Origin of the sequence: Bifidobacterium catulorum (assembly GCF_003129925.1) — a bacterium.
Lineage (GTDB): Bacteria > Actinomycetota > Actinomycetes > Actinomycetales > Bifidobacteriaceae > Galliscardovia > Galliscardovia catulorum.
Genome location: NZ_QFFN01000021.1, coordinates 1 through 20,724, shown reverse-complemented (window position 1 = coordinate 20,724; position 20,724 = coordinate 1). Strand labels below are relative to the sequence as shown.

Genomic DNA, 20,724 nt, shown 5'->3' with positions numbered 1-20,724 from the left:
TGAACACAACACCCCTTATATGACCATATAGCTCTGGTATGTCGTTACGTAGCGTATGCGAAATACGACGACAAAACGGGGGAAAGCGGATATCGGCCACAAACCGTCACAGGACCTGCCTCATCCGGAACACCGAACGACGACGATTCAGGGCAGCTGGGGATCGTCCCATCCGGACATCTCCGCGATGGCCGGGCCATGGTTGAACGCGGCCAGCCTCCAACGCGTCGGACCGTCCGGCAGGTCCAGCGGACGCAGGCGGCACCAATGCGCGTTGCGCATCGACATGAGCGAGGCGAAATCCGGATGGATCTCGGCGAGCCCCAACAGCACCTGCAGCGTCTGCGAGATCCATGCGCCGTGGGAGAAGACGAACAGGTCGGTGTCGTCCCCGGCCCGACCGGACCAATCCTCCAAGGCCGCGACACCCCGTGAACCGACGGAGGTCTTGGCCTCCGCGCCATGGTTCATCTCGCCGCCCCGGAAGGACATGAAGGACGCGAAATCCTCCGGCCATCGCTCATGGATGTCCCGAAGGCGCAGCCCCTCCCATTCGCCGAAATCCCGTTCCCGGACGCGGGGGTCCGCATGGACGGGAAGGTCCAATGCATCGGCGAAGGCGTGCGCGGTCTGCATCGACCGGCCGAGGTCGGAGCTGACGACGATCTGCCGTCTGCCCGAGTTCGTCACGTAGAGCGTGCGCAATGATTCGCCGGTGCGCTCCACCTGCCACAATCCGGTCTCGTCGAGGGGGATGTCGGACTGCCCCTGCAGCCTGCCGACCGCATTGTAGGCCGTCCTGCCGTGACGGACCAACGTGATGGAATGCACGCGCATGGGGCGCTCCCCTCCTCTTTCCGTCATCGAACGGCCTCGTCGACGGCGTCGGGCCGGGACGATTCGGGATGCTCCAGCCGCAGATCGATGTTCGGGCAGTCCTTCCACAGCCGTTCGATGTCGTAGAACTCGCGCTTGTCGTCCAGCATGATGTGGGCGACGAAATCGCCGTAGTCGAGCAGCACCCACTCCCCCAGATCGAAGCCTTCGCGTTCGCGCGCATCCATGCCCTTGCGCAGATGGAGCTGCCGTTCGATCTCCTCGGCTATGGCGACCACCTGCCGGTCCGACGAGCCGGAGGCGATGAGGAAGGCATCGGTGATGCCGACCGGTTCGCTCACGTCGATGGCGACGATGTCCGTGGCCTTGACCGAGTCGGCCGCCTGGGCGGCGATGCGGACGGAATCGATGGAATCTTGTGCTGCGGGCACGTGTGCACCTTTCTTTGTTGGCGTTGTCGACGTTGTTCCTTATCTGTTCGCTGCTGTCTGTTCGCTATTTCGACGGGGTCCAATGCTCCACGACATGCTGCGTGTTCTCCGAATACACCATGGCATCGTCGGGCACGTCATGGCGCACCACGGACCCGGCGCCGGTGGTCACGCCGTCGCCCACGGTGACGGGGGCGACGAACATGTTGCCGGCGCCCACGTGCACCCCCGAGCCGATTTCGGTGTGGTGCTTGTTCTTGCCGTCATAGTTCGCGGTGATGGTGCCGCCGCCGATGTTGGTGTGCTCGCCCACGTGCGCGTCGCCCACATAGCTCAGGTGGGGCACCTTCGTGCCGGTGTCGATGTGGGCCTTCTTCATCTCCACGAAGGCGCCCGCCTTCGTGCCCTCGCCGAGGTCGTTGCCGGGACGCAGGTAGGTCCAGGGGCCGATGTTCGCGTTCCTGCCGATGTGTGTGCCCTGGACGCGGGAGCGTTCCACCACGGCGCCTTCGTCGACCGCCGCGTCGATGAGCGTGGTGTAGGGGCCGACGACGGCCCTGGACGCCACGACGGTATGTCCCTGAAGGAAGCTGCCGGGCAGCACGGTCACGTCCCGGCCGAGTTCCACGTCGTCCTCGATCCACGTGGTCTCGGGATCGGAGATGGTGACGCCGGCGCGCATCCACCCCTCGCAGACGCGGCGGTTGTGGGCCTTGGCGAGCCTGGAGAGCTGCACGCGGTCGTTGACGCCTTCCACGGCGAGCGCGTCGGGAGCGGCGTAGGCGCCGACGCCGCCGAACTCCTTGGCCTTCTCCAGCGCGTCGGTGAGGTAGAACTCGCCCTGGGCGTTGTCGTCGTCGAGTCCGGCGATGGCCTGGGCGAGGACCTTGGCGTCGAAGACGTATACGGAGGTGTTCACCTCATGCACGGCGAGTTCGGAGGAGTTGGCGTCCTTCTGCTCGACGATGCGCAGGACCTGGCCCTGCGAGTCGCGGATGATGCGCCCGTACCCGGTGGGGTCGTCGAGGATGGTGGTGAGCACGGTGGCCGAGTTGTTGGATTCCGCATGGGATTCCATAAGGCTGCGGAGGGTGGTCTCATCCAGCAGCGGCATGTCGGAGGCCGCGATCAGGACGGAGCCGTCGAGGGGACCGTCTTCCGACAGCTGCGACATGGCGCACTGCACGGCACGGCCGGTGCCGGGGATCTCATCCTGATGCACGATGGTGACATCGGCGTCGTACGACCTCGCCGCCTCGGCCACCCGATCGCCCTGATAGCGGACGACGACGCCGAGCACCTTGGGGTCGAGGGCCCTCACCGAGCTCATCACCCGCTGCAGGAACGTCTTGCCCGCCAGCTGATGCAGCACCTTGGGGTCGGCCGATTTCATGCGGGTTCCCTCGCCAGCAGCCAGAATGATCGCCGCGCTGAATGTCATGTTCGTTTCTCCACTTCGTTGTCCGCACATCGTCCGCTTGCGCGGCGTCGTGCGGGTTCGACAGAATTCGTAAAACCATATATAAGCATATAGCCGGCGTGCTCCGGAATCGTGGTGATTCCGGGATGCGCGCCGGCTATGTCGGGCTCCCCCACCTGGACTCGAACCAAGACAAAGGGTTCCAAAGACCCGTGTGCTGCCATTACACCATGGGGGAATGGGCGGCGAAAACCGCCAAGTCACCATTATGCCATACCCTCGGGAAAACCCGGACAGCGGGGGATATGACGGGAGACTTTTCGTTGATTTACCGGCGACACGCCAATGGACGCCGGACGGCGTCCTCAGGCGAACAGGAACCCTTGGCCATGATGCGCCGGATAGGTGTCGAACAGCTCGGCGACCGAGCCGTCGTTGAAGACCTCCTTGATGGCGCTGGCCAGCAGGGGCGCTATGGACAGCACGGTAAGACCGTCCCAACGCTTGGATTCGGGAATCGGCACGGTGTCGGTGAGCACGATCTCCCGGGCGCCGCAATTCTTGAGCCGCTCGATGGCGGGACCGGAGAGCACGCCGTGCGTGGCGGCCACGGTGATGGACTTGGCACCCGCCTCCTTGAGCACGTGGCATGCGCCGGCGATGGTTCCGGCGGTATCGATGAGGTCGTCGACGAGGACGCAGTCCTTTCCCGCCACATCGCCGACCACGCGGTTGGAGACGGCCTGATTCGGGCGGGTGATGTCGCGGGTCTTGTGCACGAAGGCGAGGGGACCGCCTCCGAGGCGCTGCGCCCACTGCTCCGCCACGCGGATTCGGCCGGCGTCGGGCGAGACCACGGCGATGTTGGAAAGGTCGAGACGGTCGCGCACATAGTCGACCAGAACGGGCATGGCGATGAGATGGTCGACAGGCCCGTCGAAGAAGCCCTGGGACTGCGCGGCGTGCAGGTCGACGCTCATGATGCGGTCCGCGCCCGCGGTGGCCAGCAGGTCGAAGATCAGACGGCAGGAGATGGGTTCGCGGCCGCGGTGCTTCTTGTCCTGGCGGGAGTAGCCGAGCATCGGGCACACGGCGGTTATGGAGCGTGCGGAGGCGCGCTTGAGCGCGTCGATCATGATGAGCTGTTCCATGATGGCCTTGTTGACCGGGGTGGAGTGCGTCTGCAGCACGAAGACGTCCGCGCCGCGCACCGATTCCGTGTACCTCACGTACATCTCCCCGTTGGCGAAGTCGTATGCCGTGGTTTCCAGAATATCGATGCCCAGCTGCTTCGCCACATCTGCGGCCAGCTTGGGATGGGCCCTTCCGGTAACGAGGATGAGGTTCTTGTCTGGCTTTCCTTCAAGGATTGCGCTCACCGTATCTCCAAACGTGTGCGGGTCTGATGACAATGCCCCACTATAACCGTCGTAGCCGACGACGGGACACGCTGCCGGAACGGGTCCGTCACCGGTACAGCCCGTGTTTGGAGATGTACTGCACCACGCCGTCGGGGACGAGATACCACACCGGTTCGCCGTCCTCGCTGCGGCGCCGCACATCGGTGGAGGAAATCGCCAGGGCGGGGATCTCCAGGGTATCGACCGCGCGCGCGGGGATGTCGAGGCTCTTCAGGTCCGACGAATAGCCGGGACGCGACACGGCGACGAAGTGCGCCAGCGACCACATCTCGTCGGCGTCCTTCCACCGCATGATCTCCGCGATGGCGTCGGCCCCGGTGATGAAGAACAGCTCCGCCTCCGGGCGCGCCCTGTGGATGTCGCGCAACGTGTCGATGGTGTAGGTGACGCCCGGCCGGTCGATGTCGACGCGGGAGACGGTGAACTGCGGGTTCGACGCGGTGGCGATCACCGTCATCAGATACCGGTCCTCCGCGTTCGTGACCGTTTTGTCGAGTTTGAACACCGGACGGCCGGTGGGTACGAACATGACCTCGTCGAGGTCGTACACCCATGCCACCTCGGACGCGGCGACGAGGTGGCCGTTGTGGATCGGGTCGAACGTGCCGCCCATGATGCCGATGCGCGGCACCGTGTGATGGTTGCCACGGGTCGAGAGCCGCTGATGGTCCCGTCCCCCTTTGAGTTCCGCCATGGTGCGCGACGTGGGATGCGCCGTCTCGCTCATGCCCTGTCCTCCGTTGGATGCTCCGATGAATGCTGCTCGTCCTCGGCACGGGTCTCGTCCGCCATCTCGCTGGCGCTGCCCGAGGAGCCGGGATCGATCTTGTCCATGTCCTCGTCCCATTCCTCCTGCACGACGCGTCGGATCTCCGCGAACGTCGGCAACGGGAAGTCGGGTTGGAAGATCTTGCGGATCTCGGCGACGCGTTCGGAGATGCGGATCAGCACGTCGGTCATGTCGTCGATGCCGCCCTCGCGCTCCGCCTCGCGGAACTTGTCGATGTAGTCCTCCATGATGCGCGCATGGGAGACGATGTCGGAGAGCTGCTGGCCGTCGACGACCGCCACGTCCGGGGCGTCGGCGTCGGGCCATCCGATGAGCACGGCGTCGGCGTATTCGAGCGCGGAACGCTGCGCCGCCGTGGGTATGCCGTCCTCGATCTGTACGAGGAACACATAGCGGACCAGACTCAGGCGTTCGGCGGCGACACGCAGCCACAGGTCCGGCTCCTGCTGTCCGTCCGCGGTCATGATCCTGTCGTTCATGGGCGCACCTGTCCTGTTCCGTAGCCGATCCATTTCGTGGTGGTGAGCTCCTCAAGGCCCATGGGGCCCCGGGCGTGCATCTTCTGTGTGGAGATGCCGAGCTCCGCGCCCAGTCCGAACATGCCTCCGTCGGTGAAACGGGTCGAGGCGTTGACCATGACGACGGCGGAGTCGATGCGCCTGGTGAATTCCTCGATCCGGGAATAGTCCTCGGACAGGATGGCTTCGGTGTGGCCGGTCGAATACGTGTTGATGTGTTCGATGGCCTCGCCCATGGTGTCGACGACCTTTATGCCCATCTCGTAGTCGAGGTATTCGGTGGACCAGTCCTCCTCCGTCGCGGGCAGGATGTCGAGTCCGTCGATGCCGGCGTTCGCGATGATGGTCAGCGCGGCCTCGTCCGCGTGGATACGCACGCCGTGTTCCGTCAGCGCGTTCGCCACGACGGGGAGGAAGTCCTCGGCGACGGCGCCGTTCACGAGAAGCTTCTCGGCGGCGTTGCACACGCCGACCCGCTGCGTCTTCGCGTTGATGATGACCGGAAGGGCCTTGTCGAGGTCGGCGGTCTCGTCGACGTAGATATGCACATTTCCGGCGCCGGTCTCGATGACCGGGACCTTCGAATTCTCCACGACCGCGCGGATGAGTCCTGCGCCGCCGCGGGGCACCAGCAGGTCGACATGGCCCCGCGCCTCCATCATGGCGAGGGCGCCGTCCCGGCCGAAACGGTCGACGCTCGCCACCAGCGAGGGGCCGAATCCGTGGTCGGCGAGCACCTCCCCGATGACGCGGAGCGTGGCCTCGTTGGTGCGCCGCGCGGCATGGCCTCCGCGCAGCAGCACGGCGTTGCCGGATTTCAGGCACAGCGACGCCACATCCACCGTCACGTTGGGACGGGCCTCGTAGATCATGCCGATGACGCCGATCGGCACACGCACCTGGTTGAGCCTCATGCCGTTGGGCAGGTTGCGGCCACGGACCATCTCCCCGACCGGGTCGGGCAGCGACGCCACGTTGCGCACCCCTTGGGCGGTGGCGGCGACTCGTCCGGCGTCGAAGCGCAGGCGGTCGAGCAGGCCCTCGCTCATACCGGAGGCGGCCGCGTCCCTCATATCGGAGGCGTTCGCCTCACCGATCGCCTCCGCGTTCCCGACAAGCGCGTCGGCGACGTCGAGCAGCACCGCGTTCTTGCGTTCGGTGCTGGCGCCGGCCAGCGTCTGCTGGGCGTAGGCCGCATCGTCGGCCATGTCGCATACGGCCTCGAAGACCTCGTTCATTGTTTCCTCACCCATGGGGCTCCCATCCGTTGTCTGGAACACCATCATAATGCCATATGGCATGACGGGACCTCCCCGAGGCGCATCACGACGCCGTGACGATGGCGGGGAGGTCCCGTCCGGGGTCGGCGGCCGCCGGCCCCGTCGTATCAGTCGACCTGGTCGAGGTCGGGATAGAGCGGGAAGTCGGAGACGAGCCTGTCGACACGCGCCTTGAGCGTCTCCACGTCGGCGGACTTGCCGGCGGCGAGCGCGGTGCCGATGATGTCGGCCACCTCCTCGTACTCCTTGGGGCCGAAGCCGCGGGTGGCGAGCGCGCTGGTGCCGATCCTGAGGCCGGACGCCACGGAGGCCGGACGCGGGTCGAACGGCACGGTGTTGCGGTTGATGGTGATGCCGCACCGGGCGAGCAGGTCCTCGCCCTGCTGGCCGTCCATTTCGCTGTTGCGCAGATCGACCATCACCAGATGCACGTCGGTGCCGCCGGTGAGCACGGAGATGCCGTTGGCCTTCACGTCGTCGGCGGTCAGACGCTCGGCGAGGATCTTGGCGCCGTCGAGCGTGCGCTGCATGCGGTCCTTGAATTCGGGGGTGCCCGCGACCTTGAAGCTCACGGCCTTGCCGGCGATCACATGCATGAGCGGACCGCCCTGCTGGCCGGGGAACACGGCGGAGTTGAGCTTCTTGGCATACTCCTGCTTCGCGAGGATGAAGCCGGAGCGCGGGCCGCCGAGCGTCTTGTGCGCGGTGGAGGAGACGACGTCGGCGTAGGGCACGGGGCTCGGGTGCAGACCGGCGGCCACGAGGCCGGCGAAGTGGGCCATGTCGACCCAGAACTTGGCGCCGACCTCGTCGGCGATCTCCTTCATGGCCTTGAAGTCCTCGATGCGCGGATAGGCGCTCCAGCCGCCGATGATCATGGCGGGGTGTGTTTCGAGGGCGCGCTGGCGGATGATCTCCGGGTCGATGCGGAAGGTCTCGGGGTTCACGCCGTAGGCCTCGGCATGGTAGAAGCGGCCGGAGAAGTTGATCTTCATGCCGTGGGTCAGGTGTCCGCCGTGGTCGAGGGCGAGGCCGAGCACGGTGTCGCCGGGCTTGACGAGCGCCTGATAGACGGCGGCATTGGCCTGGGCGCCGGAGTGCGGCTGGACGTTGGCGTATTCGGCGCCGAACAGCTTCTTGGCGCGGTCGCGCGCGATGGTCTCGATTTTGTCCACCTGCTCGCAGCCCCCGTAGTAGCGGCGTCCCGGGTAGCCTTCGGCGTATTTGTTGGTGAGCACGGATCCCTGGGCCTGCAGCACGGCGCGAGGCACGAAGTTCTCGGACGCGATCATCTCCAGCCCATCCTGCTGGCGGTGCAGCTCAGCGGTCAGGATATCGGCGATCTCCGGGTCGGCCTGCGCGATCGGCGCGTTGAACGCGTCGTCGACGTGCTGGGGGTATGACGTCTGGTCGGTCATGGTGCTCCTTTTTTATTTATTCATTGCGTGCGGATGGCTAGCGCCCAGTGTATGCAGTTTCGGCCGTGAAGCCAATCGGAACGGCAGGTTCGTCTCATTTTCCCCGGGTGTCGCGTCGATGACCGCATGTCGCATCCAATGAGACGGCGGGTCCTGTTGCCCAGTGCTGACAGTAGAATCGACATGTCCATATCTTGTCGAGCATCCAAGGATTTCGAACGTGACCACCTTCCACAGCACACGTAGCACCACTGATTCGCTCACCTCCAAGCAGGCCATCCGCAAGGGCATCGCGGACGACGGCGGCCTGTTCGTCTCGGATTCCCTCGGCGAGGAGCATGTCGACATCGCCTCGCTGCCGGGCAAGAGCTATCAGCAGATCGCGCAGGCCGTGCTCGCCAGGCTGCTGCCTGATTTCACCGAGGAGGAGCTGGCGGACTGCATTCGCGAGGCGTACGGCGACCAGTGGTCGGATCCGGCCATCACGCCGCTCAGGCCGCTCGGCGACGACTACATCCTCGAACTGTTCAACGGACCGACAAGCGCGTTCAAGGATGTGGCGCTGCAGATCCTGCCGCGGTTCATGGCCCGCACCACGCCGGCGGGCGGCGACGCCGACGAGAAGATCATGATCCTCACGGCCACCTCCGGAGATACCGGCAAGGCGGCATTGGCCGGCTTCGCGGACGCCCCGGGCACCGCCATCACCGTGTTCTATCCGGAAGGCAAGGTCAGCCAGGTACAGCAGCTGCAGATGACCACGCAGGCCGGCTCCAACGTGAACGTGTGCGCGGTCAGGGGCAACTTCGATGACGCGCAATCGGCCGTCAAGCGCATCTTCGCGGACCACGGGCTTGCCGCGGAGCTCGCCGGCGAATCGCACACCGTGCTGTCCTCCGCCAACTCGATCAACGTGGGCCGTCTGGTGCCGCAGGTGGTGTACTACTTCGCCGCCTACGCGCAGCTGCTCAATGATCAGGTGATCAACGTGGGCGACGAGGTGGAGTTCTGCGTGCCCACCGGCAACTTCGGCGACGTCCTCGCCGGCTACTACGCCAAACTGCTCGGCCTGCCCGTCAAGCATCTGATCGTGGCCAGCGACAGGAACAACGTGCTGTTCGACTTCCTGACCACCGGCACATACAACCGCAAGCGCCCGTTCTTCCAGACCATCTCCCCCTCGATGGACATCCTCATCTCGTCGAACCTTGAGCGCATGCTCTACTACTTCTCCGACAAGGACACCCGCCTGATCTCCATGCTCATGAACGATCTGAACCAGTGGGGCGCATACGAGGTTCCCGAGGAGATGCTGTCCAAGATCCGCTCCCTGTTCGGATGCGGCTGGGCCGACGAGGACCAGGTGCGTGCGTCGATCCGCGACTGCTGGGAGAGGAACCACTACGTGATCGATCCGCATACCGCATGCGGCTACTTCGTGATGCAGCAGATTCCGCGCGACCCGCTCACGCCGCGCGTGCTGCTGAGCACCGCCAGCCCGTACAAGTTCCCGCGCGTGGTGAATGAATCCCTCGGCCTCGACGCCACCGGCACCGACTTCGAATGCATGGATGTGCTCGCCGGCGCCACCGGCACCACGGCCCCCACGGCGCTGCGTGGACTGGAGACCGCGGATGTGCGGTTCGACGACGTCGTCGAGATCGATGCCATGGAGGATTACGTCCGCTCAGCCGCGGAGAAGTGACGTATTCCGCGTCGGACCGCGGACGCGAATAACCGATGTGGGGCTCCCGCCGTGGGCTGACGGCGGGAGCCCCACATCGTATCGGCGGAGACCCCCGGTTCGGCGCTCAGACGAGCCGTGTGCGGAAATCGCCGTCCTCCAGGACGGCTTTGATGCCGTCGACGGAGCAGGCGACCATGCTGTGCACGGCGGCGTCGGTGTAGAACGCCATGTGCTGTGTCATCACCACGTTCGGGAACTGGCGCAGATAGGCGATGCCGCGGTTGGTGAGGATGTCCGTGCGGCGGTCGCGGTGGATCAGCTCCCCCTCGGTCTCCACGGTGTCGAGGCCGAGGCCTCCGATCTTCTCGGCCTCGATGTTGTCGATGAGCGCGTCGAGGTCCATGAGCTCGCCGCGGGCGCAGTTGACGAGCACCACGCCGTCCTTCATCCGCGCGATGGATTCGCGGTTGATGATGTGGTGGGTGGATTCCAGCAGCGGCATGTGCAGGGTGATCACGTCGCTTTGCGCATACAGCGTCTCCAGGTCGACGTATTCGGCGTGTTCCGCCACGGAGGCCTTCGGATGAGGGTCGTAGGCGAGGATTCGGCATCCGAATCCGGTAAGGCATTCGACCACCGTGGCCCCGATGCGTCCTGTGCCCATCACCCCCACGGTGAGGTTGCGCAGCTCCCGTCCCCGCAGGCCTTTGAGGGAGAAGTCGTATACCTGTCCACGCCACAGGGCCGGCTTGTAGTTGCGCAGCACGAGCAGGATGAACATCACCGTGTATTCCGCCACGCCGTTGGGCGCGTAATCGGCGTTGAGCACCATGATGCCGAGACGCCTGGCCTCATCCAGATCGATGTGGTTGTATCCGATGGTGCGCGTGGCGACCGCCCTCACCCCCATCCGCGACAGCGTCTCCAGCATGGGTGCGTCGAAACGGCTTTGGCCGAGTGCGCTGACGCCGTCGCATCCTCGGACGAGCGGAACGGCGTCGGGCGTCAGGCGTCCGGCATGCAGTTCGATCCGCACGCCGGTGCGTTCCGCCGCCTCGTCGAACGCCGGACGTTCGTCGTCCCGCACCTCGAATGCCGCGATTCTCATATATGCCTCCATATCATTCGGATGAATCCCATGATAGACGTGATGCGCGGGGCCTCGCGCTACAGGATGCGCGGGGCCTCGTCGAAGTCATGCATGACACCGTCGGCGGCGGCCCGGATGTCCCGCCACTGGGATTGCGACGATGCGTCATACATGGCCCACGCCGTCATGCCGACCGACTTGACCGCCCGGATGCCGGCGAGGATGTCTTCGAACACCGTGCAATCCCGCGGTGCGACACCGATGCGTTCCGCGGCATACAGGTACACGTCGGGCTTGTCCTTGGCGACGTGGCCCACGTCGTCCACGCTGCACAGCGCGTCGAACAGGTCGAAGACGCCGAGCCGGCGAAGCACCGGCTCCCGGAAGTTCGGAGGCAGGCTCGTGGCGACGGCGAGCCGCGCGCCGGTCGCCTTGAGATGGCGGAGGTACTCCCCCGCATGCGGCTTGAGCGGCACGGTGGTGGCGTACTCCGTGAAGGCCATCCGGTTCCATTCGTCCATCAGCTCCTCGGGCGTGTCCGGCAGTCCGAAGCGTGCGATGGTGTAGCGCGCGCAGCCGTCGAATGACAGGTGGGCGATGGATTCGGCGTAGTCGGCCGGCACGTCGAATCCCCGGCCGCGCAGGAACTCGTTGTCGACGTCCGTCCATACGTGCATCGAATCGAGCAGCGTGCCGTCGAGGTCGAAGATGGCGCCCCTGCCCGCGTTCACCGGGTCCATGGCCCTGGAGACGTCAGGCATTGGCGTCGAATCCTTCGAGGCCGTGGGCGTACAGGTCCCAGAAATGATTCGTCGGGCCGTTGCCGTTGCCGAGTTCCAGCGAATGCTCGATGGCCATGGTCACGTACTTCTTGGCACGGTCGATGGCCTCGTGGAACGGATGGCCGAGTGCGAGGTTGGCGGCGATGGCCGACGAATACGTGCAGCCGGTGCCGTGGGTGTTCTTGGTGTCGATGCGCCTGACGGAGAACTCGTGGAAGTCCCTGCCGTCGTACAGCACGTCGATGGCGTCGCCCGTGGCGTGGCCGCCCTTGACGAGCGCGGACGTGCAGCCCATCTCCTGGATGGCCTTGGCGGCGGCCTTCTGACCGTCGAGATCCGTGATCTTCAGCCCGCTGATGCATTCGGCCTCGGGAATGTTCGGCGTCAGCACGTCGGCGTGGGGGATCACGATCTCGATGAGCGAGTCGATGCAGTCGGGGTCCATGAGCGGCGCGCCGTTCTTGGCGTACATGACCGGGTCGATGACCACGTTCTCGGCCTGGTATTCGACGAGTTTGTCGGCGACGACCCGCATGATGTCCGGATTGTCGAGCATGCCGACCTTCACGGCCTTGGGGCGGATGTCCTCGAACACGGCGTCGATCTGATCGGCGATGATCTTCGGGTCCACGTCGAGCACGGAGATCACGCGCGCGGTGTTCTCGGCCACGACGGACGTGATCACGGACATGGCGAAGCATCCGTTGGCGCTCATGGTCTTGAGGTCGGCCTGGATGCCGGCGCCGCCGGAGCAGTCGGATCCTGCGATGGTGAGCGTCGGGGTGAGTGTCGTCATGGTTGCTTTTCCTTTGTTGTGATTGGGTTGGTGGTTGTTCGGGATCGTTCCACGGGGAGGCGCAAAGTGCCTCTAGCGGGAGGCCCCGGAGGACGCGAGCAGCTCGCGGGCGTGCGTGAGCGAGGCCTCGGATTCGCTTCCGGCGAGCATGCGGGCGATCTCCCGCACGCGGGCACCGTCACGCACCTCGGCGACGGTGGTGTCCGCCCCCGCGTCGTCGTCCTTCGTGTCCACGGTCTTGGAGACGACGAACTGCGCGTTCGCCCATGATGCCACCTGCGCAAGATGGGTCACGACGATCACCTGCGCGTGTCGTGCGAGTCTCGCCAGCCGTCTGCCCAGCTCCACGGCCGTCTTGCCGCCGACTCCGGCGTCGACCTCGTCGAACACGAACGTCATGGCGAAGTCCTCGCCGCCGTTCATGCCGCGGTCGGCGGCAACGAGTTCAAGAGCCAGCATGAGCCGGCTGAGCTCGCCGCCGGATGCGCTTTTGCCCATCGGCAGCTTCGGCGAACCGGGGAACGGGGTGAACAGGAACCGGATGTCGTCGACTCCGTTGGCGTCGAGGGGTCCGAAATCGCCGGGATCCGGGGCTGCGGACCGCCCGCGCGGCTCCACTTCTATGTCCAGCGCCGCGCCGGACATCGCCAACGATCCGAGTTCGTCGGTCACGCGGCCGGCGAGCTCGGATGCCGCGGCCTTGCGCGCTTCGTGCAGGTCGTCCGCGGCGGCCAGGGCCTCCTTGTACGCCTGCGCGCGCTCCTCTCGCAGGCGTTCCACGCGTTCCGGCGATGCGTCGAGGTCCTCAAGGTCGTATCCGGCCTGCTCCCGCCATGCGATCACGTCCGCGAGGGTGGGCCCCCAACGTCGCGTAAGCTCGTCGAGTTCGTGGATGCGCCCGTTGATCGTATCGAGGTCCTGCGGCTCCTCCTCGCCGCCAAGCATGCCGCCGAGCGTGAAGACCACGTCGGAGAGCTCCGTGCTCACCGCCGTCAGCCGGTCGGCGATCTCCCCGTATTCCCCGTGCACATGGATGGACCTCAACGACTGCACCGCCTGTTCGACCAGCGGCAAAGCCCCGGGGACGTCACCCTCCGCGTCCATCTGGGATGTGTCGAGCGCGGCCAGCGCCCCTCCCACGCCCCTGGCGATCTCGGCGGCGTTCTCTATGCGGTCGCGCATCGCCTTGAGCTCGTCGTCCTCTCCCGCATGGGGGGCGACACGGTCGATGCGCTCGATCGATTCCCGCAGGTAGTCGGCCTTCCGCATGGCGTCGGACTCCTGCTCCGTCACGCCCCTCAGGCGGGAGTCCGCCTCGTTGAGCCGCTTCCACGCCGACCTGTAGGCGTCCAGCAGCGCGTCGTCATGCGCGTACCGGTCGAGGAATTCGCGCTGACGCCCCGCCGAGGCCATGCGAAGCTGGTCGGCCTGCCCGTGAATGGTCACGAGCTCCCCGCTGATGTCCCCGAGCACGGCGCGGGGAACGCTTCGTCCGTTAAGCACGGCACGGGACCTTCCCTTCGCCGGCAGGGTGCGGGTGAGGAAGATCTCGCCGTCCTCGACGTCGCCCCCGGCGCCGTGGACGATGGCTGCCGCGTCCGAGTCCTCGGATACGGCGAATATGCCCTGCGCCCATGCGCCGTCTTCTCCCGGCGACACCATCCGCGCCGCCGCGGTCCCGCCCGAGATCATGCGCAACGCGTTCAACAGCATGGATTTGCCGGCTCCGGTCTCGCCGGTTATCGCCGTCATGCCCGGCGCCGGTCGCAGGACGGCGTGGTGGATCGGCCCCAGTGATCGAATCTCCAGTTCCTCCAGCATCGCTCGCCGCTACTCCCCTTTTCTCCTGTTGTCCCGGCTTTTGTGTGACTCCCTCCACCCGACCACGGGCAGGTCGAACTTGCTGACCAGCCGGCTGGTGAACGGAACGCCGAGCAATCGGGCCAGACGCAGGGAGTTCGGCGACTGCCGCACGACGATACGCGATCCGCGCGGCACCCCACGCTGGCGTCGTCCATCGCAGCATATCCACCCTTCGCTGGAGGACTCCTCGATGATGTCGATGGTGAACGTGGATTTCGATCCGATGACGAGCGGTCGCGAGAACAGCGCGTGCGCGGCCAGCGGGACCAGCTGCAGCGCGTCCACGTTGGGCCAGATGATCGGCCCGCCCGCGGAGAACGCGTATGCGGTGGAACCGGTGGGGGTGGAGACGATCACGCCGTCGCAGCCGAACGAGCTCATCTCCACGTCGTCCACCCGGATGCTCAGTTCCACCATCTTGCCACGGTCGGCCCGTTCCAGCGTCACGTCGTTGAGCGCCCACTCGTGCAGGGGCTCGTCGGCGTCGGGAAGCCAGACGTCCACCCCGGCGATCACACGTTCGTCGATGGAATAGTCGCGGTTCGCGATCTTGCGGATGGCGTCCCGTATCTGGAAGCTTTCGAATTCGGCGAGGAAGCCCACATGGCCCATGTTGATGCCGACGATCGGCACGTCCGTGCCCTTGACCAGTTCCGCGGCCCGCAGAATCGTGCCGTCGCCGCCGAGCACCACGACGATCTCCGTGTCAGGGGCGACGGTCTGCATCTTGGGGGCGGCGAACGGAGGGGCTTCGAGATTGTCCACGATCGCCACATCGAAACCGGCGTAGATGAGCTGCTCGACGACCTCCTTGACCTCGGTGCCGGTGGCAGCCAGCTTGCTGTGGGTGACGACGACCGCATGTCTTGGATCTGGCAATGCATCCTCCTCGCGAATCTTCCGCCGGGCCACGGCCCGCACGCCCATGGACCCGCGGAGGCGCCGCCCGGTCGGCACAACTATGTCATATTCTCCCACATCGAATCGATAAAGTCCCCATCAACCGCCGTCATTCTCGTCGACCCACGAGAGTATGTCCCCCGGCTGGCATTCCAGCACGCGGCACAGCTCGTTCAGGGTGCTGAACCGTATGGCCTTGGCCCTGCCGTTCTTCAGCACCGACACGTTGGCCGCGGTGATGCCCACCCTGCGGGCGAGCTCTCCGACCGACATCTTCCGTTTCGCGAGCATCACGTCGATATTGACCACGATCGCCATCAGATCACCGCCTCAAGTTCCTCGCGCTGGTCGGTGGCCTTGACGAGCAGCCCCCGCATGACCGCGACGAGCAACGCGACGGCCGTCTCGCCCAGCAGGGAGGCGAACAGCGCGCCGAGCAGTCCGAGCGGCCCCACCCCGGCGACGAACGCGGCATGGACCAGCAGCGCCAGCGTCAGCGCCGCCGCGAGGGACGCGCACCATATGACGGCATCGACCCAGCGGAACGCCGCACGGGAGAACACCGCCCCGGCGCCGGTCATCGTCAGCAGTCGCCAGACCGCGGCGACGGCGACCTCGAAGCACGCGATGACGGCGATGGACAACGCCAGATAGGGCACCCTCAGATACGCGTGCGCGGGGTCGGAGGCCGCGCATTCGGCGGCGAGCGCCGGCAACAGTACGACCTGGCAGGCCAGGGCACCGACCTCGATGAGGACGAGCAACGTCTTCAGCATCATCATAATCCATGCGCCCGCAAGAGGGCGAGGATTCTCCGTCCCGGTCATGATGGCTCCTCCCATCTCCGCGATCGCACCATTGTCGCGATCACGGTCTTCGATCATCCATATCCATTGACCGACAATAAGAATATCACGTCTTTCATTCGAAATATATCGATAATCGATGTATTTGATTTGTATCGATTGTACGTTCCCCCAACTCAGTCATATCGTTTATCGATATTTTTATATCGAAACACAACATTCGACAATCAATCAAGGAGCACCACATGAACACGCACGACACAATTTCCGCACCCCGTCCGGCACCCGACGCCGGCATGGACGCGCACGACGCCCGCACAGACCAGGCCGAAGGGATGCGCCCGCATCGGACGCGCCGCGACACCACGCTGCTCGCGACCTGCCTGCTCGCCGCACTGCTCGTCGACCGGCTCGTCATCCATGACATCGAGACGGAAAACGCCCGCGCCCTCGTCACGCATATCGGACTGCTGACGGCGTCATGGCCCATGGCCGTGCACATCCTCTTCCGGAAATCCATCCGGCGGCGCCCCTCGCCATGGATCCTCGGATCAGAGCTGACCGCGCTCGGCATATGGTGCATGCTGTACGGCACCGGCCCGGCATATCACGGCAACCGGGAGTTCATGACGCTTTCGGCGCTCGCCACCCCCGGCCTCGCCATGCTCCATCTGCAGGTCTCGGCCGGTGCGGACCCCATGCAACGGCCACGCGGGACCGCGATGCGATGGCTGCGCGGATGGTTCGTCGAACCGTTCTCCGCGCTCGGATGCATCCCCGACGCCCTCGCCGCGCCGTTCGCGGCCCGTGCGGGGCACGTCGGCGGAGGAACGGGACGGGGCCTCGCGATCGGGGTCCTCTGCTCCCTGCCCGTCCTGATGGCGGCCACACCGCTGCTGACGTCCTCGGACGAGGTCTTCGCCTGGTATTTCGCCGACCTGATGCACCATGCCGACATCCGGTCGGCGACGGCGCACGGCATCATCGTGGCGTCCGGAGCGGCCCTGCTGTTCTCCCTGCTCCGCAACGCCGACCGCCATGCCACCGCGGAAGCGGATTCGTCGGCCGCAGCGAAGACCCCCAGACGACGCACTCCGCTGAATCCCACGGCATGCGCCACCATGCTCGCCATCGTGGGTGCCTTGTACGCCGCGTTCTGCTCGACGCAGCTCGCATTCCTGTTCGCCGGCCGCGGGCTGCCGGCCGGATACACCTACGCCGACTACGCCCGACAGGGATTCTGGCAGCTGCTCGCCGTGACGGCCATCAATCTCGCGCTGTACGGCATATGCCTCTCCTATGCGCCACGCCGCCGGCCGCTTGTCGCGGCGCTCGCCGTGCTCATCCTCTGCACCGCGGTGATACTCGCCTCCGCCTTCACGCGTCTGCACCTGTACATCGGGGCATACGGACTGACCTGGCTCCGCCTGGCGGCGCTGACGCTCATGGGATACCTGGCGGTCGTCCTGCTGCTGTGCGCCATACGGCTGGCCGGCGCCCGCATACCACTGGCGGCCATCACGCTCATGCTGGCGCCGGCGTGGTTCGTCGTCCTGGGATACGCGGATCCGCACCACATCATCGATGCCTGCAATGCCGCCATGTCGTTCGGATATACGGCCCCCTCTCCGACCGGCGGCCTATGAGACCACACCCCGGAGTGTCGCGCTTGCGCTTAATAAATTAACATTGTTAATATATTCACAACAACAAGCAACGCCGTCAAGGAGGACAGGATGACCGCACCCGGCAGCACGCACGCCTCGATGGCCGAGCTCAACCGCTCGCGCATCATTCAACTCCTCCACCACAACGGCATCTGCTCCCGTGCCCACATCGCCCGGCAGCTGGGACTCACCCCCGCGGCCATCACCAAGATCACCGCCCAGCTCATCGACATGGGCGTGGTCAGCGAGACCGGCAACCTCGACGGCATCAAGAAGCGCCGATCCATCGGCCTGCAGCTCAACGAATCCAAGTACCGCGTCATCGGCGTCAAGTTCGCACGGACCCTGGTGCGCATCGGCGTGTTCGACCTCGGAGGCAATCTGGAAAGCGAGCAGCTGCTGCCTCCCGTCGCCATCGGGAGCATCCGCAACACCCTCGACGACGTCAAACGCCGCATCGACGTCATCCTCGACGCCGACGGCTCCATCGTAGCCATCGGCATGGCCGTGCCCGGGCCATATCTGAGGGACGAAGGGCGTATCGCCGTGGTCACCTCGATGGTCGAATGGCGCGACGTCAACTTCATCGACGAATTCGCCGGCGCCTTCCGGGTGCCCGCGTTCATCGAGCAGGACGCCCGCGCCGGCGCACTGGCGCAAAGTCTGTTCGGCGGCGGCGCCAACCCCCGCAGCCTCGGCTACTATCTCATCGGCGAAGGCGTGGGCCTCGGCCTCATCGACGACGGCGGACTGGTCAACGGCAACCTCGGCGCGGCCACGGAAATCGGACATGTCAGCATCGACATCCACGGCAGGCCATGCGAATGCGGCAACGTCGGATGCCTGGAGAACTACTGCTCCGCGGTGTCTCTGCACCGCGCCATCATCGACGGCGGACTGGTCGACGGCGCGGAAGGCATGACACACACCGCCGCCTGCACCGCGCTGTTCCGACGCGCCGAGGACGGCGACGAGACGGCGCTCGCACTCGTCCGCGAATTCGCCCGATACATCGGATACGGCTGCGTCACCATCATCAACGCATACAATCCCGCACAGATCATACTCGGCGACATCATGGCGCAGGCGGGCCCGATGCTGCTCGACGAGGTGAAGGCCGTGGTGGAACGGCACGCGCTGTCCGCGTTGCGGGACACCACCGCGATAACCATCTCCGACCTGCCCGTGGACGCGACGCTCTCCGGCGCCGCCGCCGTGGCCGCCGCGCAGTTCCTCGAACATCCCACGGAATTCGTCGGCCAGCCCGACGACTGACCGGACCACCAACGACCGACCATACCAACCAACAAACCATACGATTCGACAACACAACGATTCTCCGCGGGACATCCCCGAGGAGAGAAGAAAGGAGCCATCATGGCAGACAAGAAACCCATCGTCCTGAGCCTCGGCGAAATCCTGTGGGACATGATCCCCGAAGGCAAGCGCGCGGGAGGCGCCCCCGTCAACTTCATCTACCACGCCACCATGAACGGCGCGGACGGCTACTCGATCAGCGCGATCGGCGAGGACCAGCTCGGTGACGAACTCAAGGCCGCGGTCGAGAAGACCGGCATCAAGTCCATCCTGCAGCGCAACGCCTACCCCACCGGCCGCGCCGACGTCAAACTCAACGACGGCATCCCCGAGTGGACCATCGTCAAGGACGTGGCATGGGACCACATCGCCCTGACCCAGGACCTCATCGATCTGGTGCGCAAGGCCGACGCCATCTGCTACGGCTCCCTCGCATGCCGCATGCCCGAGTCCCACGACACCATCATGAAGCTGCTCAAGATGAGCCGCCCCGACACCTTGCGCTACTACGACATCAACATCCGCGGCGACCACTACTCCAAGGAGCTCATCGAGGAGCAGCTGTCCGACGCCACCGTGTTCAAACTCAACGACGACGAGCTCGTGCTGCTGCGTCCGATGTTCGGCATCACGGGCACCGACGAAGAGGCATGCAAGTGGTTCATGGACAACTACGGCCTCGATTACGTGATCCTCACCGCCGGCGCCGACTTCAGCACCATCATCGCCAAAAACGGCGAGACCTCCACCCTGCCGACACCCCGCGTGGAGGTGAGCGACACCATCGGCGCCGGCGACTCCTTTTCCGGTGCGTTCACCATCAACATCCTGCTCGGCAGGTCCCTGCAGGAGGCCCACCGCGCCGCCGTGAACACCGCCGCATACGTGTGCACGCAGGCCGGCGCATGGCCGGAATACCCGGAGGCCATGCCCGACTACCTCGCCGAATACGAGGCCAGGCAGACCCGATGACCCCTCTCCGCCGCTTGGGCCGGACCTCATATCGGGTGTTCGCTCTAAGCGATACTCCTTGTTGACAGACCGGACATTTCACCGTTATATTGAAATGTCCGGTTTCGTTATGCCGGAATTGCTTGATAATTCAAGATTCGGGGTCGATCGGTTTCGACGGTGATCTGTTCGCCGCAGGGAAGCGTGCCGAGAACGCAGGGGTCCACTCGTTAACGTGCTCCTGTAAAGAATAAGTGCTAAATCTAACCGCACTGAGTTCGCTCTCGCTGCCTGAGCTTCGCGCCAGGATTAACCAGTGAGCAGCCGCTCCGTTCACTCCCCCACGTCTTCGGGGGGATGTTGAGCGTCGTGAGAAGACTTGCCTGAAGCATTGCGTCACAGGGTGCTTCGGGGACTTTTGCTGTGAATATGCCCGCCGCCAGTTGTCTGCGACATCGGCGGGGGCAGACATATAGCCACCAGGCCAGCAGACTACGCACGTAGAAGACTGAGGGTACGGTTACCGGACGCGGGTTCAATTCCCGCCGGCTCCACGAACACAGGCCGTCCGAGCGATGCTCGGGCGGCTTTTTTGTTGCGATTCCAACGGTTTCACAGGGGTTTCGGCAAATATGCCTTAATGGGTTTAAGGCCGTTTAAGGCCGTTAAAATAGAGCCTTCGCCAGTTTGTGTGGTGGGGTGTTGAGCCTCGGCGTCGTGGCCGGGGCTTTTGTGTGTGCGGGTATGGAA

19 protein-coding genes, 1 tRNA gene and 1 other RNA gene are annotated in these 20,724 nt (G+C 65.2%); 5 read left to right on the top strand and 16 right to left on the bottom strand.

Features of this window, described 5'->3' with window-relative positions; all coding sequences use genetic code 11:
* Positions 1–147: 147 nt before the first annotated feature.
* From DF200_RS07555 to glyA, 9 genes are all read right to left on the bottom strand, one after another.
* On the bottom strand, positions 148–837 hold the full coding sequence (locus DF200_RS07555; RefSeq protein WP_241520191.1) for a histidine phosphatase family protein: 690 nt from the start codon (positions 835–837) through the stop codon (positions 148–150).
* A 23-nt stretch (positions 838–860) separates the two neighbouring features.
* Complete coding sequence (rsfS, locus tag DF200_RS07550) at positions 861–1,268, bottom strand: ribosome silencing factor (RefSeq protein ID WP_109137671.1); 408 nt, start codon at positions 1,266–1,268, stop codon at positions 861–863.
* Between the two features lie 64 nt (positions 1,269–1,332).
* Positions 1,333–2,709 carry a bifunctional UDP-N-acetylglucosamine diphosphorylase/glucosamine-1-phosphate N-acetyltransferase GlmU gene (glmU, locus tag DF200_RS07545; RefSeq protein WP_109137670.1) on the bottom strand — a complete coding sequence of 459 codons (1,377 nt, stop codon included), beginning with the start codon at positions 2,707–2,709 and terminating at the stop codon, positions 1,333–1,335.
* A 146-nt stretch (positions 2,710–2,855) separates the two neighbouring features.
* A tRNA-Gln gene (locus DF200_RS07540) sits at positions 2,856–2,926 on the bottom strand.
* Positions 2,927–3,053: 127 nt separating this feature from the next.
* Complete coding sequence (locus DF200_RS07535) at positions 3,054–4,067, bottom strand: ribose-phosphate diphosphokinase (RefSeq protein ID WP_109137669.1); 1,014 nt, start codon at positions 4,065–4,067, stop codon at positions 3,054–3,056.
* Positions 4,068–4,155: 88 nt separating this feature from the next.
* Positions 4,156–4,836, bottom strand: coding sequence for a nicotinate-nucleotide adenylyltransferase (gene nadD, locus DF200_RS07530; RefSeq protein ID WP_109137668.1), 681 nt, complete (start codon positions 4,834–4,836; stop codon positions 4,156–4,158).
* A complete protein-coding gene (locus DF200_RS07525; RefSeq protein WP_241520190.1) occupies positions 4,833–5,378 on the bottom strand; it encodes a phosphoribosylglycinamide synthetase in 546 nt (181 codons plus the stop codon). Before DF200_RS07525 ends, nadD begins: the two co-directional genes overlap by 4 nt.
* Complete coding sequence (locus tag DF200_RS07520; RefSeq protein WP_109137666.1) at positions 5,375–6,670, bottom strand: glutamate-5-semialdehyde dehydrogenase; 1,296 nt, start codon at positions 6,668–6,670, stop codon at positions 5,375–5,377. Before DF200_RS07520 ends, DF200_RS07525 begins: the two co-directional genes overlap by 4 nt.
* Before the next feature lie 134 nt (positions 6,671–6,804).
* Positions 6,805–8,115 carry a serine hydroxymethyltransferase gene (glyA, locus tag DF200_RS07515; RefSeq protein WP_109137665.1) on the bottom strand — a complete coding sequence of 437 codons (1,311 nt, stop codon included), beginning with the start codon at positions 8,113–8,115 and terminating at the stop codon, positions 6,805–6,807.
* Between the two features lie 220 nt (positions 8,116–8,335).
* Here glyA and thrC point away from each other — a divergent pair, with 220 nt between their 5' ends.
* Positions 8,336–9,820 carry a threonine synthase gene (gene thrC, locus DF200_RS07510; RefSeq protein WP_109137664.1) on the top strand — a complete coding sequence of 495 codons (1,485 nt, stop codon included), beginning with the start codon at positions 8,336–8,338 and terminating at the stop codon, positions 9,818–9,820.
* A gap of 106 nt (positions 9,821–9,926) precedes the next feature.
* Here the strand turns inward: thrC and DF200_RS07505 are convergent, their stop codons facing one another.
* The 7 genes from DF200_RS07505 to DF200_RS07475 all read right to left on the bottom strand — a co-directional run bounded on the left by DF200_RS07505 (position 9,927) and on the right by DF200_RS07475 (position 16,060).
* Positions 9,927–10,910, bottom strand: a complete 984-nt coding sequence (locus DF200_RS07505) for a D-isomer specific 2-hydroxyacid dehydrogenase family protein (protein WP_109137663.1) — start codon at positions 10,908–10,910, stop codon at positions 9,927–9,929.
* Between the two features lie 59 nt (positions 10,911–10,969).
* The gene (locus DF200_RS07500) at positions 10,970–11,653 is read right to left on the bottom strand and encodes an HAD family hydrolase (protein WP_439098322.1); all 684 of its coding nucleotides are present in this window, start codon (positions 11,651–11,653) and stop codon (positions 10,970–10,972) included.
* Positions 11,646–12,470 carry a bifunctional hydroxymethylpyrimidine kinase/phosphomethylpyrimidine kinase gene (thiD, locus tag DF200_RS07495; RefSeq protein WP_109137662.1) on the bottom strand — a complete coding sequence of 275 codons (825 nt, stop codon included), beginning with the start codon at positions 12,468–12,470 and terminating at the stop codon, positions 11,646–11,648. The genes DF200_RS07500 and thiD overlap by 8 nt, the downstream gene beginning before the upstream one ends.
* A gap of 72 nt (positions 12,471–12,542) precedes the next feature.
* Positions 12,543–14,291 (bottom strand): DNA repair protein RecN, encoded by a 1,749-nt coding sequence (gene recN, locus DF200_RS07490; RefSeq protein ID WP_109137661.1) that lies wholly within the window; start codon positions 14,289–14,291, stop codon positions 12,543–12,545.
* Between the two features lie 9 nt (positions 14,292–14,300).
* Positions 14,301–15,212 (bottom strand): NAD kinase, encoded by a 912-nt coding sequence (locus DF200_RS07485; RefSeq protein WP_109137660.1) that lies wholly within the window; start codon positions 15,210–15,212, stop codon positions 14,301–14,303.
* 120 nt (positions 15,213–15,332) lie between these two features.
* Positions 15,333–15,551 (bottom strand): helix-turn-helix domain-containing protein, encoded by a 219-nt coding sequence (locus tag DF200_RS07480; protein WP_109137659.1) that lies wholly within the window; start codon positions 15,549–15,551, stop codon positions 15,333–15,335.
* A complete protein-coding gene (locus tag DF200_RS07475; protein WP_158275808.1) occupies positions 15,551–16,060 on the bottom strand; it encodes a DUF2975 domain-containing protein in 510 nt (169 codons plus the stop codon). Before DF200_RS07475 ends, DF200_RS07480 begins: the two co-directional genes overlap by 1 nt.
* 224 nt (positions 16,061–16,284) lie before the next feature.
* On the opposite strand from DF200_RS07475, the gene DF200_RS07470 reads away from it, so the two are divergent.
* The 4 genes from DF200_RS07470 to ssrA all read left to right on the top strand — a co-directional run bounded on the left by DF200_RS07470 (position 16,285) and on the right by ssrA (position 20,531).
* Entirely contained in the window at positions 16,285–17,685 is a 1,401-nt protein-coding gene (locus DF200_RS07470; RefSeq protein ID WP_109137657.1) for a DUF4153 domain-containing protein, read from the top strand.
* A 90-nt stretch (positions 17,686–17,775) separates the two neighbouring features.
* Positions 17,776–18,981 (top strand): ROK family transcriptional regulator, encoded by a 1,206-nt coding sequence (locus DF200_RS07465; protein ID WP_109137656.1) that lies wholly within the window; start codon positions 17,776–17,778, stop codon positions 18,979–18,981.
* A 102-nt stretch (positions 18,982–19,083) separates the two neighbouring features.
* The gene (locus DF200_RS07460; protein WP_109137655.1) at positions 19,084–19,995 is read left to right on the top strand and encodes a carbohydrate kinase family protein; all 912 of its coding nucleotides are present in this window, start codon (positions 19,084–19,086) and stop codon (positions 19,993–19,995) included.
* Positions 19,996–20,134: 139 nt separating this feature from the next.
* Positions 20,135–20,531: a transfer-messenger RNA gene (gene ssrA / locus DF200_RS07455) on the top strand.
* The last annotated feature ends 193 nt before the right edge of the window (positions 20,532–20,724 follow it).